At 55.5% G+C, this 17,495-nt stretch carries 20 protein-coding genes; 15 read left to right on the forward strand and 5 right to left on the reverse strand.

What is annotated here, in order from left to right:
- The first annotated feature begins 65 nt into the window (after nucleotides 1–65).
- The 13 genes from CLOEV_RS05405 to CLOEV_RS05465 all read left to right on the forward strand — a co-directional run bounded on the left by CLOEV_RS05405 (nucleotide 66) and on the right by CLOEV_RS05465 (nucleotide 12,439).
- Nucleotides 66–1,733 (forward strand): formate--tetrahydrofolate ligase, encoded by a 1,668-nt coding sequence (locus CLOEV_RS05405; RefSeq protein ID WP_034442392.1) that lies wholly within the window; start codon nucleotides 66–68, stop codon nucleotides 1,731–1,733.
- Nucleotides 1,734–1,793: 60 nt separating this feature from the next.
- Nucleotides 1,794–2,417: a cyclodeaminase/cyclohydrolase family protein gene (locus CLOEV_RS05410; protein WP_034442395.1), complete on the forward strand. Its 624-nt coding sequence runs from the start codon at nucleotides 1,794–1,796 to the stop codon at nucleotides 2,415–2,417.
- 18 nt (nucleotides 2,418–2,435) lie between these two features.
- Nucleotides 2,436–3,323, forward strand: a complete 888-nt coding sequence (locus CLOEV_RS05415; RefSeq protein WP_051484909.1) for a bifunctional 5,10-methylenetetrahydrofolate dehydrogenase/5,10-methenyltetrahydrofolate cyclohydrolase — start codon at nucleotides 2,436–2,438, stop codon at nucleotides 3,321–3,323.
- Entirely contained in the window at nucleotides 3,286–3,726 is a 441-nt protein-coding gene (locus tag CLOEV_RS05420; protein ID WP_051484910.1) for a formate/nitrite transporter family protein, read from the forward strand. Before CLOEV_RS05415 ends, CLOEV_RS05420 begins: the two co-directional genes overlap by 38 nt.
- Before the next feature lie 150 nt (nucleotides 3,727–3,876).
- On the forward strand, nucleotides 3,877–4,800 hold the full coding sequence (locus tag CLOEV_RS05425) for a LysR family transcriptional regulator (protein ID WP_034442398.1): 924 nt from the start codon (nucleotides 3,877–3,879) through the stop codon (nucleotides 4,798–4,800).
- Nucleotides 4,801–4,913: 113 nt separating this feature from the next.
- Nucleotides 4,914–5,396 carry a complex I 24 kDa subunit family protein gene (locus tag CLOEV_RS05430; protein WP_034442402.1) on the forward strand — a complete coding sequence of 161 codons (483 nt, stop codon included), beginning with the start codon at nucleotides 4,914–4,916 and terminating at the stop codon, nucleotides 5,394–5,396.
- Nucleotides 5,393–7,267: an NADH-ubiquinone oxidoreductase-F iron-sulfur binding region domain-containing protein gene (locus CLOEV_RS05435; protein ID WP_034442405.1), complete on the forward strand. Its 1,875-nt coding sequence runs from the start codon at nucleotides 5,393–5,395 to the stop codon at nucleotides 7,265–7,267. The genes CLOEV_RS05430 and CLOEV_RS05435 overlap by 4 nt, the downstream gene beginning before the upstream one ends.
- Nucleotides 7,268–7,272: 5 nt before the next feature.
- Nucleotides 7,273–8,970 (forward strand): [FeFe] hydrogenase, group A, encoded by a 1,698-nt coding sequence (locus CLOEV_RS05440; RefSeq protein WP_034442408.1) that lies wholly within the window; start codon nucleotides 7,273–7,275, stop codon nucleotides 8,968–8,970.
- Nucleotides 8,971–8,973: 3 nt separating this feature from the next.
- Entirely contained in the window at nucleotides 8,974–9,216 is a 243-nt protein-coding gene (locus CLOEV_RS05445) for a (2Fe-2S) ferredoxin domain-containing protein (protein ID WP_034442411.1), read from the forward strand.
- Between the two features lie 418 nt (nucleotides 9,217–9,634).
- Entirely contained in the window at nucleotides 9,635–9,925 is a 291-nt protein-coding gene (gene groES / locus CLOEV_RS05450) for a co-chaperone GroES (protein ID WP_008711194.1), read from the forward strand.
- A gap of 33 nt (nucleotides 9,926–9,958) precedes the next feature.
- Nucleotides 9,959–11,605, forward strand: coding sequence for a chaperonin GroEL (groL, locus tag CLOEV_RS05455; protein ID WP_008711196.1), 1,647 nt, complete (start codon nucleotides 9,959–9,961; stop codon nucleotides 11,603–11,605).
- A gap of 214 nt (nucleotides 11,606–11,819) precedes the next feature.
- Nucleotides 11,820–12,125 carry a type II toxin-antitoxin system RelB/DinJ family antitoxin gene (locus CLOEV_RS05460; protein WP_008711197.1) on the forward strand — a complete coding sequence of 102 codons (306 nt, stop codon included), beginning with the start codon at nucleotides 11,820–11,822 and terminating at the stop codon, nucleotides 12,123–12,125.
- Nucleotides 12,122–12,439 carry a type II toxin-antitoxin system RelE/ParE family toxin gene (locus CLOEV_RS05465; protein WP_008711199.1) on the forward strand — a complete coding sequence of 106 codons (318 nt, stop codon included), beginning with the start codon at nucleotides 12,122–12,124 and terminating at the stop codon, nucleotides 12,437–12,439. Before CLOEV_RS05460 ends, CLOEV_RS05465 begins: the two co-directional genes overlap by 4 nt.
- Nucleotides 12,440–12,825: 386 nt before the next feature.
- Here CLOEV_RS05465 and CLOEV_RS17515 read toward each other — a convergent pair whose 3' ends face one another.
- From CLOEV_RS17515 to CLOEV_RS16405, 4 genes are all read right to left on the reverse strand, one after another.
- On the reverse strand, nucleotides 12,826–13,281 hold the full coding sequence (locus tag CLOEV_RS17515) for a DDE-type integrase/transposase/recombinase (RefSeq protein WP_425393614.1): 456 nt from the start codon (nucleotides 13,279–13,281) through the stop codon (nucleotides 12,826–12,828).
- 88 nt (nucleotides 13,282–13,369) lie between these two features.
- Nucleotides 13,370–13,567, reverse strand: a complete 198-nt coding sequence (locus CLOEV_RS17050) for an IS3 family transposase (protein ID WP_051484912.1) — start codon at nucleotides 13,565–13,567, stop codon at nucleotides 13,370–13,372.
- A gap of 139 nt (nucleotides 13,568–13,706) precedes the next feature.
- Nucleotides 13,707–13,898 (reverse strand): hypothetical protein, encoded by a 192-nt coding sequence (locus tag CLOEV_RS16400; RefSeq protein WP_039916653.1) that lies wholly within the window; start codon nucleotides 13,896–13,898, stop codon nucleotides 13,707–13,709.
- A 41-nt stretch (nucleotides 13,899–13,939) separates the two neighbouring features.
- Nucleotides 13,940–14,131: a helix-turn-helix domain-containing protein gene (locus CLOEV_RS16405; RefSeq protein ID WP_083829526.1), complete on the reverse strand. Its 192-nt coding sequence runs from the start codon at nucleotides 14,129–14,131 to the stop codon at nucleotides 13,940–13,942.
- Nucleotides 14,132–14,325: 194 nt separating this feature from the next.
- Between CLOEV_RS16405 and CLOEV_RS05475 the strand changes: the two genes are divergently transcribed.
- Both CLOEV_RS05475 and CLOEV_RS05480 read left to right on the forward strand, forming a co-directional pair.
- Nucleotides 14,326–15,573, forward strand: coding sequence for a type II secretion system F family protein (locus CLOEV_RS05475; RefSeq protein WP_008711203.1), 1,248 nt, complete (start codon nucleotides 14,326–14,328; stop codon nucleotides 15,571–15,573).
- Nucleotides 15,574–15,876: 303 nt separating this feature from the next.
- Nucleotides 15,877–16,338, forward strand: coding sequence for a prepilin-type N-terminal cleavage/methylation domain-containing protein (locus CLOEV_RS05480; RefSeq protein ID WP_008711205.1), 462 nt, complete (start codon nucleotides 15,877–15,879; stop codon nucleotides 16,336–16,338).
- Nucleotides 16,339–16,541: 203 nt separating this feature from the next.
- Here CLOEV_RS05480 and CLOEV_RS05485 read toward each other — a convergent pair whose 3' ends face one another.
- The gene (locus CLOEV_RS05485) at nucleotides 16,542–17,462 is read right to left on the reverse strand and encodes a LysR family transcriptional regulator (RefSeq protein ID WP_008711207.1); all 921 of its coding nucleotides are present in this window, start codon (nucleotides 17,460–17,462) and stop codon (nucleotides 16,542–16,544) included.
- Between the last annotated feature and the right edge of the window lie 33 nt (nucleotides 17,463–17,495).

The raw sequence follows: 17,495 nt of genomic DNA on the forward strand, positions 1-17,495 counted from the left end.
ACGGATGACGGCGGCGGCGTGCGGACACACGCGTCAAATGTAAATACGATAAGGAGGAATTTTTAATGAAGACAGACATTGAGATCGCCCAGGAAGCACCTTTGCTGAAGATCAACGAGATCGCCGCCCGATGCGGGGTCGACGAGAAATATATCGAGCAATACGGAAGCTATAAGGCCAAGATCGACTATAAACTGCTGAAAGAGACCGCAAAGCCGGACGGCAAGCTGATACTCGTCACCGCCATCACGCCCACTCCGGCGGGCGAGGGCAAGACCACGACGACCGTCGGGCTTGCCGACGGGATGCGCCGCATCGGCAAAAACGCCGTCGTCGCGCTGCGCGAACCTTCGCTGGGGCCCGTATTCGGCATCAAGGGCGGCGCTGCCGGCGGCGGATACGCCCAGGTCGCGCCGATGGAAGATATAAACTTGCACTTCACGGGAGACTTCCACGCCATCGGCGCCGCGAACAACCTGCTTGCCGCGATGCTGGACAACCACATCCAGCAGGGCAACGCGCTCGGGATAGACGCTAAAAAAATTACATGGAGGCGCGCCGTCGATATGAACGACCGCCAGCTCCGCAATATAGTTGACGGGCTCGGCGGCAAGGCGCAGGGAGTGCCGCGCGAAGACGGCTTCGACATCACGGTCGCGTCGGAGGTCATGGCAGTCCTCTGCCTGGCCGCGGACATCACAGACCTTAAAGAGCGCCTCGCGCGCATGATCGTGGGCTATACGTTTAAAGACGAGCCCGTGACGGCCGGCGACCTGCACGCGGCCGGCGCGATGGCCGCCCTGCTCAAAGATGCGCTGAAGCCGAACCTCGTCCAGACGCTGGAGCATACGCCCGCATTTATCCACGGAGGCCCCTTCGCCAACATAGCGCACGGCTGCAACTCCATCACCGCCACCCGCATGGCGATGAAGATGGGGGATTACGCCATCACGGAGGCGGGATTCGCCGCCGACCTCGGCGCGGAAAAGTTCCTTGACATCAAGTGCCGCATGGCCGGCCTCAGCCCCACCGCGGTCGTCGTCGTAGCCACCGTCCGCGCGCTCAAGCATCACGGCGGCCTCGCCAAGAGCGAACTGAACAGCGAAAATCTCGAAGCCCTTGAAAAGGGCCTGCCGAACCTGCTGCGCCACGTCGACAACATCAAGAACGTCTTCGGCCTGCCGTGCGTGGTAGCGATCAACGCCTTCCCGACAGATACGAAGGCCGAGCTGGACCTCGTCGAGAAGAGATGCGGCGAACTCGGCGTCAACGTCGCGCTCTCCGAAGTGTGGGCGAAGGGCGGCGAAGGCGGCATGGCCCTCGCGGAAGAGGTCGTGCGCCTCTGCGATGGCCCCAACGATTTTAAATTCAGCTATGAGCTGGAAAAGCCGATAGAAGAAAAACTCGACGCCATCTGCCGGCGCGTTTATCACGCGGACGGCGTGCAGCTGACCTCCGGCGCGAAAAAACAGGCGCAGCGCCTGACAGAGCTGGGCTTCGGCGATCTTCCGATCTGCATGGCGAAGACGCAGTATTCGTTCTCAGACGACGCGGCGAGCCTCGGCGCGCCCGACGGATTCACGATCACCGTGCGCAACCTTAAGGTCTCCGCCGGAGCCGGCTTCATCGTGGCGCTGACGGGCGACATAATGACGATGCCCGGCCTGCCGAAAGTTCCCGCGGCCGAGAAGATCGACATCGACGAAAACGGCGTGATCAGCGGACTGTTCTAGCCGTCAAACCGCGGGGCGCCTCTTCCGGCGCTTCGCGGTAATTTTAAGGAGGAATGCTTCGTGAGCGGCAAACTAGTTGAAAAAAGCTGCGTCGAATTTGCGGAGGCGCTGGCCTCCAAAATGCCGACGCCGGGAGGCGGCGGAGCCGCCGCGCTCTGCGGCGCGCTGGGAACGGCGCTCTGCTCTATGGTCGGCAATTTCACGACGGGCCGTAAAAAATACGCCGCCGTGGAGGAAGATATAAAAGTCATACTCTCAAAGGCGGAAAAGATCAGGCAGAGGTTTTTGGAGCTGGCGGACGAGGACGCCGCCGCCTTCGAGCCGCTTGCGAAAGCCTATTCCATTCCAAAAGAAGACCCCAAACGCGAGGAAATATTAGAGAGGGCGACCCTTGACGCCTGCCGTGCGCCGCTCGAAATGATGCATTACAGCTGCATGGCGGTCGGCCTGCTGGATGAGATGAAGGAAAAGGGCAGCGTCATGCTCATGTCCGATGTGGCGTGCGGGGCGCTATTCTGCAAAGCGGCGCTGGAAAGCGCCGCCGTCAACGTATTCGTAAATACAAAAACGCTGCGGAACAGGGAGAGGGCGGCGGAGCTTGAGTCGGATGCCGACGATATGCTGCGCCTGTATTCGCCGAAAGCTCAAAAAATAGCCGACGAAATAGCCGGCGGACTGAGGTAGGCGGGGAAGGAGATAGCTATGTCGATCGTTTTAAAAGGGGCGCCTGTTGCAAACGCGCTGACGGAAGTTCTGAAAGAACGCGCGAAAAAGCTGAAAGAAAAAGGCGTGACGCCGACGCTTGCCATTCTGCGCGTCGGCGAACGCGAGGATGACCTGGCCTATGAACGCGGCGCGAAAAGCCGCTGCGGAAAAGTCGGCGTGGATGTGCGCTGTTTCGTGCTGCCCGGCGGCTGTTCACGCAACGAACTGTTGGACGCGGTGAGAACGATCAACGAGGACGATTCCATACACGGCTGCCTCATGTTCAGGCCGCTGCCCGTCAAGGGCGACGAGCTGGCGGCCTGTGCCCTGCTCTCGCCGGAAAAAGATGTGGACTGCATCACCGGCGGATCTTTAGAGTCGGTATTCATCGGCGCCGGCACGGGCTTTCCCCCCTGCACCGCTCAGGCCTGCATAGAAATGCTGGACTACTACGGTTACTCCCTGCAAGGGAAGCGGGTAACGGTCATCGGGCGCAGCCTGGTCATAGGCAAACCGGTTTCCATGATGCTGCAGGCGAGGCACGCCACCGTCACCATGTGCCATACAAAGACCGCCGACATAGCCGCGGCCTGCCGAAACGCGGAGATCCTGATCGCCGCCGCGGGAAAGGCCGGCGTTGTCGGCGCAGACTACACGAACCGTGAACAGGTGATCATCGACGTGGGGATCAACGTGGACGCGGAGGGCAAACTCTGCGGCGACGTACTTTTTGATGCGGTGGAGCCGCTGGTCGCCGCCATCACCCCGGTACCCGGCGGCGTCGGGACCGTCACCTCGGCGGTGCTTGCCAAGCACGTTGTTGAGGCGGCGGAGAAAACGCTGGCGCTTGTACCGGACTTGGCGGCTGCGTGCTGCTCCCTCTGAAAGACAGGCCGCACGGGGCGTTCTTTTTACCGTAGGGCCGTTTGCCGTCCGTACCTTCGGCCCTGGCCTCTGTCACGGCAAGGTATGCTTATCCCTTGGAACAAAGCCGCCGGACAGCCTGCTCAGTATTTTCATTCTCTCGGCTCTGTGCAATATCCTTATTTATATTGCCGCGGAGGGTTATAATAATATTGACAACGAAGTAGGGAAATACCTTTCTTTGTTTCTGGGCGTGATGGTTTTTATTCTGTGCGGCTTTGAACATTGTGTGGCTAATATGTTTTTCTTTGTCATGGCGGGCGCGTGGAGCGGCGAGACAATTATTTATCTGCTGTCCATGACCGTCGGCAATGCCGTGGGAGGAGTCATCTTTCCCTTGGTGCGGGGCTGGATTCATGATTAAACCGGCAAAAAAATGGCGTAAAGGAGACGACACTTTAAAGAGTGATATATAAAACGATGACCTCTTGTGAGATGCGTTGTACAAGGACGATGCCTCTTTTTTCTTTGTGGTGATTTTCTCGTCCCGCCGACGCAAGCGAAAGGAGATTCTATGAATATACTCCAGTGGGAATACGCGATTGAAGTAGCCCGGCTAAGCTCGATCAACAAAGCCGCTGAAAAGCTGCTGGTCGCGCCGCCCAATTTGAGCCGCGCGATCAGAGAGCTGGAAGAAGACCTTGGCATCGTCATATTCAATCGTTCCTATAAAGGTATGACTTTAACGCCGGAAGGTGAAAACTTCATCGGTTACGCGAAAAGGATTATCGGGCAGATAAATGAAGTTGAGTATATGTATAAAAGCGGCGCGTCGGTAAAACAAAAATTTTCCGTATCCGTACCGAGGGCAAGCTACATATCCGACGCGTTCGCCCGTTTTTCAACATGCGTCAGCGCGGAACAGGCGGAAATATATTATAACGAAACCAGTTCGCTGCATACCATGGACAGCGTGATTTCCTCCGAGTACGATCTGGGGATAGTAAGGTATGCCAAAAAATTCGACAAATATTTTGAGAAATCATTTGAGGAAAAAGGGCTGCTCTACGAACTGATTACGGATTTTCATTATGTCCTGATCATGAACCGCGACAGCCCGCTTGCCGCTCAAGACGCGATACGCCTGTCTGACTTGACGCCCTTCATTGAGATCGCGCATGCCGATCCGTTCGTGCCCTCGCTGGCGCTGTCCGCCGTCAGAAAAGAGGAGCTGCCGGAAGAGATCAAGCGCAGGATATTTGTCTTTGAGCGTGCAAGTCAATTCAGCCTGCTGCTTCACAACAAAGAAACCTTCATGTGGGTATCTCCCGTCCCGAATCAACTGCTGGAACAGTTCCAGCTTGTACAAAAGGAATGTGCGGATAACCGAAAAACCTATCGTGATGTTCTGGTCCACAGAAAGGACTATCCGCTTTCCGAACTGGACAGGCGGTTTATCACAGAGCTCATCCGGGCAAAAAGGCGCTGCCTGCCTTAACGTCAGTTTTTATACTCGCGGGATAGTTTTCCGGCCTTCTGACAAGCGCTTGTATATCGTAAATAAAATGAGTTATAATCAAAAAATAATGAATGACGGAGAGGAATGTTATCGTGACAGAAAAATTTGATTACGCGCTCATCGATAAGATACTTGAAGAGCATGAGTCTTCAGGTACGGCTATTATCGCGATATTACAGGATATCCAGGAACATTACCGTTATCTGCCCCGCGAGATTTTCCCCTATCTCTCCAGAAAGCTGAGGGTGCCCCAGGCGCGTATCTACAGCGTCGCCACCTTTTACGAAAATTTTTCCCTCAACCCGAAGGGGAAATTTGTGATAAAAGTCTGCGACGGCACCGCCTGCCACGTGCGCAAGTCGATCCCTATCCTTGAACAGCTGCGCTCGGAGCTCGGCCTCTCCGATAAGAAGGTGACGACCGACGACCTCGGCTTCACCGTGGAGACCGTCTCCTGCCTCGGCGCCTGCGGCCTCGCGCCGGTGCTCACCGTCAACGACAAAGTATACCCTGCGATGACGCCCGACAAGGCCTCGGCGCTCCTCTCCGCGCTGAAGGAGGGGCTTATAAGATGATAAAGACCCGTGAAGAACTGCGGAAACTGCGCGAAATATATGCCGCGAGCCTTGGTGAAGAGGACAAAAAAATACTCATCTGCGCCGGCACCGGCTGCATATCGAGCGGTTCGCTGGAAATATACGACGAATTGAAAAAGATAATGGAGGAGCGCGGCATCAACGTCGCCGTCGAGCTCAGGGAAGAACCGCACGAACACTCGGTCGGCCTTAAAAAATCGGGCTGCCACGGCTTCTGCGAGATGGGGCCGCTGGTGCGGATCGAGCCGCAGGGCTGGCTCTATGTCAAGGTCAAGCCCGAGGATTGCTCTGAGATCATCGAAAAGACGATCGTCGGCGGAGAGCACATCGCGCGCCTCGCCTACGCCAAAAACGGCGAGATATACAAGAAGCAGGGCGAGATCCCCTTCTACAAGAAACAGACGCGCCACGTGCTCGAGCACTGCGGCCACATCGACGCCACCTCGATCAAAGAATACCTTGCGATCGGCGGCTACTCGGCCTTCGAACGCGCCCTCTTTGACATGAACGGGGACGAGATCGTCGGTATGATCGAAGAGTCGAACCTCCGCGGGCGCGGCGGCGGCGGTTTCCCCACCGGGCGCAAGTGGAGCCAGGTAAAACGCCAGAACGCCGAACATAAGTACATCGTCTGCAACGGCGACGAGGGCGACCCCGGGGCCTTTATGGACCGCAGCATCATGGAGGGCGACCCGCACCGGATGCTCGAAGGCATGATGATCGCGGGGCTCGCCTGCGGAGCGCAGAACGGTTACATCTACGTGCGCGCCGAATATCCGATGGCCGTCTCGCGGCTGCGCACGGCGATCGCGCAGGCGGAGGAGCTGGGGCTGCTCGGCGGCGACATCCTCGGCAGCGGCTTCTCCTTCCGTATGCACATCAACCGCGGCGCGGGAGCCTTCGTCTGCGGCGAGGGCAGCGCGCTGACCGCCTCCATCGAGGGCAAACGCGGCATGCCGCGCGTCAAGCCGCCGCGCACCGTCGAACACGGCCTCTTTGACAGCCCGACGGTGCTCAACAACGTCGAGACATTCGCGAACGTCCCGCTCATCATCAACAAGGGCGTGGCATGGTACAAGACGCTCGGCCCCGAGAAGAGCCCGGGAACGAAGGCCTTCGCGCTGACGGGAAACATAGAGAACACGGGACTCATCGAAGTGCCGATGGGGACGACGCTGCGCGAGATCGTCTTTGAGGTCGGCGGCGGGATGCGCGGCGGCGCGGATTTCAAAGCCGTCCAGATCGGCGGCCCCTCCGGCGGCTGCCTTACGGTCAAGGATCTTGACCTGCCCCTTGACTTCGATTCGCTGAAGGCGGCGGGGGCGATGATCGGTTCCGGCGGCCTCGTCGTCATGGACTCCAGGACCTGCATGGTCGAGGTGGCGCGCTTCTTCATGAACTTCACGCAGAACGAGTCCTGCGGCAAATGTGTCCCCTGCCGCGGCGGCACCAAGCAGATGCTCGCGATACTTGAACGCATCGTCGCGGGGGAGGGGCGCGAGGGCGACATCGACCTGCTGCTCGAACTCGCCGATATGATATCCCACACCGCCCTCTGCGGCCTCGGCAAGACCGCCGCGCTGCCGGTCGTCAGCACCATCAAAAACTTCCGCGAGGAATACGAGGCCCATATCAGCAAAAAATACTGCCCCGTGGGGGCCTGCGCGAAGCTCAAAAGCTTCGAGATCGATCCCGCGCTCTGCAAAGGCTGCTCGAAATGCGCGCGCGGCTGTCCCGTGGAGGCGATCTGCGGTAAAATAAAAGAACCCTTTACGATAGACAAAGAAAAATGCATCAAATGCGGCGCGTGCGTCACGGCGTGCCCCTTCCACGCGGTCAAGGAGGTCTAGGCGAGATGGAGACGAAAAAATACATGACGATAGACGGGCTCCCCGTCGAAATAAGCGGCGAGAAAAACATCCTTGAAGTCATCCGCAAGGCCGGCATCAAACTCCCGACCTTCTGCTACTATTCCGAGCTCTCCATCTACGGCGCCTGCCGCATGTGCATGGTCGAAAACAAATGGGGCGGCCTCGACGCGGCCTGCTCGACCCCGCCCAAAGAGGGCATGGAGATCTGGACGAACACCGAGCGCCTACGCAAATACCGCAAAATGATCCTCGAACTGCTGCTCGCCGACCACTGCCGCGACTGCACCACCTGCGGCAACAACGGCAAATGCAAGCTGCAGGAGCTCGCGATGCGCTTCAACATCGACGGCGTGCGCTTCCCGAACGGGGCCGAGACCCCGCGCCGCGACGAATCCTCTCTCTGCATCACGCGCGACCAAAACAAATGCATCCTCTGCGGCGACTGCGTGAGGATGTGCAACGAGATACAGCGGGTCGGCGCGATCGACTTCGCGGGGCGCGGCTCAAAAATGACCATCAGCACCGTATTCGACATCCCCATCAGCGAAAGCGTCTGCGTCGGCTGCGGCCAGTGCGCCGCCGTCTGCCCGACCGGCGCGATCGTTATCAGGAACGACAGCGCGAAAGTCTGGAAGGCGCTCGACGAAAAAGAGACGCGCGTCTCCGTGCAGATAGCGCCCGCCGTGCGCGTCGCGCTCGGAAAAGAGCTCGGCATCGGCGACGGCGAAAACGCGATGGGCAAAATCGTCGCCGCCCTGCGCCGTATAGGCTTCAACGAGGTATTCGACACCTCGACGGGAGCGGACCTCACGGTACTCGAAGAGTCCGCGGAATTCCTCGCGCGGCTCGGCGAAGGCGAACATGAGATGCCGCTCTTCACCTCCTGCTGTCCCGCCTGGGTGAACTACGCGGAGAAGAACGAGCCCGAAGTGGCGGAAAACCTCTCCACCTGCCGTTCGCCGATGCAGATGTTCGCGGCGGTGATCAAAGAACACCACAAACACTCGCCGAGAAAACACGTGCACGTGGCGGTCATGCCCTGCACGGCGAAAAAGGCCGAGGCGGCGCGCGAAGAATTCCGCGGCGAACTGGGGCCTGATGTGGACTGCGTGATCACGACGCAGGAGCTCATCCAGATGATCAAAGAATCCGGGCTGGTATTCTCCGAACTGGAGCCGGAGGCGGTAGACATGCCCTTTGGCACCATGAGCGGCGCCGGCGTCATCTTCGGCGTTACCGGCGGCGTCACCGAGGCGGTGCTGCGCCGGATCGTCTCCGACAAATCGGCGGCGGCGCTGCAGGCGATCGCCTTCAAGGGCGTGCGCGGCAATGAGGGCCTCAAAGAGGCTACCGTGAAATACGGCGGCCGCGAACTTAAGATCGCGGTGGTGAGCGGCCTCGGCAACGCCCATGAACTGATAGGCCGCATCAAAAACGGCGAACGCTACGACTTCGTGGAAGTCATGGCCTGCCCAGGCGGCTGCGTCTGCGGCGCGGGACAGCCCTTCGTCCTCCACGAGGGCAAAGAGAGCCGCGGCAAAGGGCTCTACTCGGCGGACAAAATGTCGAGCATAAAACGCTCCGAAGAGAACCCGCTGATGATGGCGCTCTACAGCGGGCTGCTCAAGGGTCGCGTCCACGACCTGCTCCACGTACACTACCGCGCGAACGGGGAGGCGTAAGTCATGGCCGTCGTAAGAATATGCATCGGCACGTCATGCTACCTCAAAGGGGCCTACAACGTGCTACAGCTATTCCAGCACGAAATAGAGAAGAGAAAGCTCCACGACAAAATAGAGATAAGCGGCTCCTTCTGCATGGGGCAGTGCCAGAACGACGTATCGGTCGACGTGGACGGAAAAATATACAGCGTGTCGCCGGAAACGGCCCACGAATTCTTTGAAGAGACGATCGCGACTCGCCTGTAATAAAAGCAGCGCGCAAAAACATCCGGTGAGAGGGACCCCAGCATGGCCCCTCTCACCGTTTTTTTTTGAGGGAAGCTGCGCGCCGCGTAAATGAGCGCGCGTCTCACCGCTGGCCGGATAGACGAGAAGAGTGGCATAGAGGCGGACTACGATAAAAACATCAGTTTGATAAAAAATCATCGGAAAATAAGTATTTACCCGTAAGATTTAATAAAGTCAAAAATTTTTATGGATAATAAAGCAAATCGAAGATAAAGCAATATTACAGAGTAAAACGAAAAATATTTGCCTATAATCATATTTGAGAAAAGCGCCGTCAGTCAGTAAAATTTCAGGCGTAAAGAAAATTAGCACTCAATGAATGTGAGTGCTAACACAAAAAACAAATTGCTTTAAAAATAACAGGAGGGATCTCTTAATGAAACTTAAGCCACTTGGAGACAGGATCGTAGTAAAGGCAGCGCCGAACGAAGAGAAGACTAAGGGCGGCCTCGTTCTTCCGGACACAGTGAAAGAAAAGCCCGTCGAGGGCATCGTCGTAGCGGTCGGAGCCGGCAAAGTCCTGGACAACGGACAGCGCCAGCCGATGGAAGTCAAAGTTGACGACAAAGTCATCTACAGCAAATATTCGGGAACCGAAGTCAAAGTCGACGACGAAAACTACCTCATCATCGGTGAAAGAGACGTTCTCGCGATAATCGAGAAGTAATTATTTAGATAGATAAACGGGAGGAATAATATCATGGCAAAGACATTGCTTTTCAGAGAAGACGCGCGCCGCTCGATGGAGCGCGGGATCAATAAAGTCGCGGATACGGTAGGCATCACACTCGGCCCCAAGGGACGCAACGTAGTCCTTGAGAAGAAATTCGGCTCGCCGACTATCACCAACGACGGCGTGACCATCGCTAAAGAGATCGAACTCGAAGATCCGTTCGAGAATATGGGCGCGCAGCTCATCAAAGAAGTAGCCTCCAAGACCAACGACGTCGCCGGCGACGGGACCACGACCGCCACCGTCCTCGCCCGCGCGATGATCCGCGAGGGCATCAAAAACGTCGCCGCCGGCGCGAACGGCATGCAGCTCCGCAAGGGCATGGAAGACGCGACCGCGGTCGTCGTCGAAGAGCTCAAGAAGCAGGCCTCGCCCGTCAAGGGACACAAAAAGACCGCTCAGGTAGCGGCCATCTCCGCCAACGACAAGAAAGTCGGCGAGCTCATCGCCGAGGCGATGGAGAAGGTCGGCGAAGAGGGCGTCATCACCGTTGAAGACAGCAAGAGCCTCGGCACCACGCTTGAGACCGTCGAAGGGCTCCAGTTCGACAAAGGCTACCTCAGCCCCTACATGATCACCAACCCCGACCGCATGGAAGCGGTACTCGACGACGCCAACATCCTCATCGTAGACGGCAAGATCTCAAACGTCAAAGACATGCTTCCCGTCCTTGAGAAGAGCGTCCAGCTCGCGAAGCCGCTCCTCATCATCGCCGAAGACGTTGAGGGCGAAGCCCTCGCGACACTCGTCGTCAACAAGCTCCGCGGCATCCTTCAGGTTGTAGCCGTCAAGGCCCCCGGATTCGGCGACCGCAGAAAGGCGATGCTCCAGGATATCGCCACCGTCACCGGCGCGACCGTCATCAGCGAAGAAGTAGGCCGCAAGCTCGACAGCGCCGACGTTGCTGACCTCGGTCACGCGAAGAAGGTAAAAGTCACCAAGGAAGACACGACGATAGTCGAAGGCGCCGGCGACTCCGCGGCGATCAAAGACCGCGCCGCGCAGATCAAGAAAGAACTCGCCGACTCGACTTCAGAGTACGACAAAGAGAAGCTCCAGGAGCGCCTCGCGAAGCTCGTCGGCGGCGTGGCCGTCATTCAGGTCGGAGCCGCTACCGAGACCGAGCAGAAGGAACTCAAGCTTCGCATAGAAGACGCTCTCAACTCGACGCGCGCCGCGGTCGAAGAGGGCATCGTCCCCGGCGGCGGAGTAGCGCTCGTCGGCTGCACCAACGCCCTTGATAAAGAGATCGCCAAACTCGAAGGCGACGAGAGGACCGGCGCGCAGATAGTCCGCAAGTCGCTCACCGAACCCCTCTACCTCATCGCCCACAACAGCGGCATGCAGGGCGACGTCATCATCGAAAAGGTCAAGACCCTCAAAGAGGGACAGGGCCTCGACGCGACCACCGGCGAATATGTCGACATGATCGAAGCTGGCATCATCGACCCGGTGAAGGTAACGCGCTCGGCGCTCCAGAACGCCTCCTCGATCGCGGCGATGATCCTCACCACGGACGCCGTCGTCGCCGACAAGCCCGAGAAGAAAGAGTCCCTCGGCGACATGGCCGGAGGAATGGGCGGCATGGGTGGAATGGGCGGCATGGACTACTAAGTCCGGGCGCATAATCCACAGACCGCAAAAAAAACGAAACAATAAAGAGGCCGGGGACGTCAGTCTCCGGCCTCTTTCGTGGGATAACGGCGGCCGCTGCGCGGAGATTGGCGGAGGCAGCTCTGGGGGGATGCGCTCACTAATTGGACTTGTAAAAACAACCTTGATCGGTAACGTAATTTACGTTACAATGTCTATGGAAGGAGTTGATCTTATGGAAAAGTCTACGACGCTAAACCTGCGGGTAAATCCCACAGTAAAGATGCAGGCAGAGGATGTTTTGAAGCAGTTGGGCGTTCCGATGGCGACCGCTGTGGATATGTTTCTGCGCCAGATCACTTTGACCGGAGGCATTCCCTTTGAAGTATCCCTGCCCAAAGTGCCGGCCGCCGTCAATGCCGACGCCATGTCGGCGGAGCGGCTTCGCGCGGAGCTAATGGCCGGCTATGAGGAGATGAGACAAGGCAGCACACAGGATGCTTCCACCGCCTTTGCCAGATTTCGTGAATCGCACAGATGAAACAATATCAAATAAAAATCACCAACAAAGCGTTGGAGGACATGGCTGAGATTTACGAGTATATCGCGGACAATCTCAAAGTTTCGGATACGGCGATGAAACAATACGACCGCATTGCGGATGGGATTGAATCACTAAATGAATTCCCGGAGCGGTATAAATTATTTGCGTTCCAGCCGGAGTGCGACTTATGTTTGAGACAACTGCCTGTCGGGAATTACTCCGCAATCTATGTGGTGGAGGGAGATTGTGTCACGGTACTGCGCGTATTGTATAGCTCTTCTGACATCATCACTCGTTTGCGAAACGGATAAAATCCCGCGGCAAACGCGTCAAGAAAGGCCGGACAAATCGCGGTTTACTCAATTACAAGGAAAAGATAAACTGCGATTTATGCCTTTTAAGCCTCCCTCGCCGAGGCGGCCAGGGAGCCAAATCAGAGTTTTGCTGATTTGTGCGACTCGGCTGGTAGTTACACCAGAGGTGGGCCGGCGCGCGATTTTTGCGCCGGGTCGGAAGGAGTGTTGTACTGTTTGGCGCGGTTTTTCGCGCTAAACAGTGCCCGCGGCAGAAGCCGCGGAAGAGGATAAGGTCAGAACCAAGGTCAACCCTCCTCCACCGGCTTCGCCGGAGCCCCCTCGCCTGAACAGAGTCCCGCAAACCGGACAACGCTATAAAAGCTCCCAAGGGTATCAAAAATTTATTCAATAAAGAGACTTCGATATTGCATCGGAGCCTTTTTCAATTTTATCTGTATCCTGTCGTTATTATAATACCTTATATATTCGTCTATAGCATCTTTGGCCTCCTCGTAGTTCTCCCATTTTACTCGGTTGACGAGTTCTGATTTAATGTGACTAAAGAAGTTTTCTGCACAGGCATTATCCAAACAATTTCCTTTCCTTGACATCGAGACCTTGAGTCCGTATCTTTGTGTCAGGTTGAAATATGCATGGCTTGTATATTGAAACCCCTGGTCGCTGTGGAGGATTGGTCCATCAGCGACCACCTTATTATTATTTTCAAATGCTTTCTTCAATGTATCGGTTACTAACTTAATATTATTATTACGACTGATTTGATATCCCTGTATGGAATTATCAAAGAGATCTTTTATCATGGAGAGGAATATATTACCCTTTTTGTTCGTATATATGTGATATCAGTAACCAGTTTCTGGTTTGGTCTGTCGGAACGAAATTCTCTGTTCAGGATATTCTCATAGCTGTGGATATTTCCTGACATCACTTTAAACTTTTTCTTTTTCTTATTTCCGCTTGAAGTCCCGCTTTTTTCATAACACGCCTTACCCTCTTATTGTTTACATGAATGCCAATGAAGTTGTTGAGCCACAGAGTCATTCGCCTGTACCCATAAGTGTTTTTGTTGATATTCTGTCCCGTTCTTATTGCTTCTATGAGAGGACCGTCTTTATCTTCCATTCCACGCCGCTTTAGCCAACTGTAGTATGTCGAACGAGATACGGACAAAAATCTACACATTACACAGACAGAATGTTTTGTTGAAAATTCAAAAATGATTCTGTATTTAATATTTCTTTCTATCACCACCTTTGCAGCTCTAAGGCTTTTTTAATACATCGACCTGCATTTCCAGCTCTTTAATCTTTTCTATGCTATTTGTAACTTCCAATTTCTTATCTGGACAGTCTTGTTTTGAACTAGAAATATCCCCTTGTTCGATAAATTCCTTACACCATCGTCTTAAAAGAGAGGGACTTGAAATGTTAAAAGATGAGGTAACATCTACCATAGTACGTCCCTCTTCTAAATGAGCCGAAACAGCTTCAAGTTTTACAGCCTTGCTGTAGGTTCTTTTTTCCTTGTATCATCCAGTAAGTCCTTCTGTCCGCTCTTATATAAAGATATCCATGTTTTAACAGAATCATGACTAACACCAAGTTCTTCAGCAATCCGCCTTCGTGGAATTCCCTGTTTGTGCATCTCAATTGCTTTTATTCTTTCTTCTGTTTTACGTTTACGCATAGAAGAGCCCCCTTTATATGTATTTAGTTTTATTATAATCCAGGGGCTTTATTTGGCTGTCCGATTTTCGGGACTCTGTTCAAAAGAGGGAGCCAAAGGTCTTTGGTAACCCGCCGTTTACCGCTTTGCGTTGACTTTTTTCGCTAATAACTATATTCTCTCAGACGTAAGCGTTTAAGCGGGAGTTGGTTTTGATGGAATTTTACTATGAGGCTAAGGACAAGAGCGGGAAGACGGTCAGCGGCACACGCAACGAGCCGGGCGAGCCGGAGGTCCTCTCGTGGATACGCGGCAACGGCTGGGTCCCGCTCAATGTCTCGCAGCAGCTGGAAATATCGCTCTCCGCCCCGGGCGACAAGCTTGCCGCCGATCCGAAGGGCAAAAGCGAATTCTGGGACCTTTCCCCGCGCATCAAGCTGCGCGACAAGCTCATCTTCTTCCGCCAGCTCTCGACGATGATCGCCGCCGGCATCCCAGTCACCTCCTCGCTCGCTATCCTCGTCGACCAGACGCAGAACCGGCGCTTCCGCCGCGTGCTCACGCGCGTCTACAAACGCGTCAGCGCCGGCACGACGCTCGGTAGCGCCCTCGCCGAGAACCCCAAATGCTTCGACGCGATCACGATACCGCTCGTGCGCTCCGGCGAGGAGTCCGGCACGCTTGACATGAGCCTCGCGAAGATCGCCTCCTTCATGGACGACCAGGACAACCTCCGCAAGAAGATCATCTCGGCGATGACCTACCCCGCGGTGGTCATCGGCATCGCGCTGCTCGTCCTCGGCGTGATGGTCGCCGTCGTCATCCCGCAGTTTGAAAAGGCCTTTTCCAACCTTAACATAAAACTCCCCGCGCTGACGCTGATGACCTTCAAATTCGGCCGCTGGATGGAGCACAACTGGTATATCATCCCGCTTGCCGTCGTCGCAATCGTCCTCCTTTTCAGCCAACTGCGAAAGATGAAATCGATGAAGCTGCCGCTAGACTCCTTTATGCTTAGGATACCGGTATTCGGCGACATCGCCTTCAAGGCCTCGCTGACGCGCTCCTTCCGCACGATGGGCTCGCTGCTGCGCTCCGGCGTCCCCGTGCTCTCCGCGCTTGAGATGACGGCCGACGTCGCGGGTAATGAGAAGATAAAGCGCGGCTTCCTCGAAATGCGCGACGGCGCCGCGATGGGGCGGGCCCTCAACGATGTCGTGCGCGAGAAAAAGCTCTTCCCGCCGATGATCGGCCACATGATCGCCGTCGGCGAAGAGACGGGGCGCACCGACGAGATGCTCGAGAAGGTCGCCGACTGGTACGACGCGGAGCTCTCGGAGAAGATCAAGCGGCTCAGCTCGATCCTCGAGCCGGTCATGGTCGTCTTCGTCGGCGTCATCGTCGGCTTCATGGTGCTCGCCATCTTCCTGCCGATCATCTCGGCGATCCAGGCTTTTATGTGATATATGGCAAATTTGAGCATTTTAAGAGATATATTGCTGCGATTTATGGCAAATTCGGCCCTTTTAAGAAATACATCTCTTTCCTTTTGTTGAAATTGATACTATAATCAGGATGGTAACAGCGGAGCCGCCAGGCGCGGCTCGGAAAAATTATAGATATAAACAAACGGAGATATCATCGAGGGAGGGATATGCAAGGGCATATCTGTCAAATCAAACGGGGGACCGGAAGGCGAGTCCGGTCCGAGCAGGGTGGGCGCGCGCGCGGCATTCGGCAAAAATAGATTGGGAGGAAAAATGTAAATGAAAAAGATGATCAAAAAGTACCGCAAAGCGAAAGGCTTCACCCTCGTAGAACTGCTTATCGTTATAATCATTATCGGCATACTGGCCGGGATGATGATGCTGTCGACCGGTTCGGCGACGGATACGGCTGAGGCAACAAAAATTGTATCAGATATGAGAAACATTAAATCTGCCTGTTTAATGTATTATGCAGAAAATCGTGTATGGCCCAAAGCAACAGACATCGAGAGTGTTGACAAATATTTGGATACACAAACCGATACGACAAAGTATAATCTCGAAGCAGGAGTTAAGTCAGGGGATTTGAACGTTACGGGAACTACGAAGGAGGCAGGTGTCCAGAAAAAACTTGTGACTATGGCAGCTGATGCAGGTTTATATGATGATAATACTGCTACTAAGATTATTAAAACCCCACAAGACAAGGTACATATGATAATTAAAAAAGACAAAGACTAGATTAATAGCTAAAGATAAATTCAATGGGGGTGCTGCTATAGCATCCCTTTTTTCGTCTTTTTACATACTCAAATAAAAGCATTCACGCAAACAAAAAACTCCCGCCCGCCGAATCTATCTCAAAAAACCTCGCAAACACCGAACCGCACCTGCTGCGCGGCGCGAAGCGCCAATAAACATGCCATCGCGGCGGAATTCCCCCATCACGCCACCAGCCGTGCCATCCTGCCTCTGTCGGGCAGAGGGGCGTCCTTTATCCCGCGCGCCGTCCCGATGAAGGCCTCCATCGCCTCCGTCATGTATTTGTTTTTGTGGTAGACGAGGGAAAAGACCCTGTCCCAGTCGCCGCTGCCGCTGCAGATCGCGCGGATGCCGCCGGCGTCGAGGTGCGGTATCAGCAGGCGGATGGAGGCGACGCCGATGCAGCCCTCTTCGCGCACCGCGCGCAGCGTCGAATCGAAGCAGGCCACCTCCCATTTGATTTTCAGTTTCCTCTTATGCTCGACGATGAAGTTCTCAAATATCTCCCTTGTGCCGCTGCCATGTTCGCGCATCACGAAGTTTTCGCGGCAGAGCTCGTCGAGGCTGACGTACTTTTTCCCCGCGAAGGGGTGGTCCTTGGCGCAGAAGAGCGCGACGTAGTCGTCCATCAGATGAAAGCGGAGGAGGTCGGGATTTCTTATCTTCCCTTCGACGACCGCCGCGTCCAGCTCCGAGCGCAGCAGCATCTCCTCTATCGTCCGCGTGTTGTTGACGTAGCTGTAGATGTCGGTATCCGGCCTTGTTTCGGAGAATTTTCTGACGACGGCCGGCATCACGCACATTCCCACGGTGACGGAGGAGCCCACGCGGAGGGTGTCGCGGCGCACGGCGGGAGACATGTTGTATTCAAGGTTTTCATAGGCGCTTATCACCTCCCGCGCGTAGCCGAGGAGCCTTTTGCCCTCCTCGGTGATATGGAGCCTTTTGGAGAGCCGCTCGAACAGCGCGGCGGAGTAGTATTCTTCCAGCTCCCGGATGATCTGGCTCACCGTCGGCTGTGAGAGGTGGTGATCGCGCGCGGCCGCGCTCATCCTGCCGCTCTCCGCGACGGCGATGAAGATTCTAAGGTGATGAAGGGTCATTTTGTTCCTCCCGGTATATAGGTTTTACCTATG

It is taken from the genome of Cloacibacillus evryensis DSM 19522 (assembly GCF_000585335.1).
Taxonomy (GTDB): domain Bacteria; phylum Synergistota; class Synergistia; order Synergistales; family Synergistaceae; genus Cloacibacillus; species Cloacibacillus evryensis.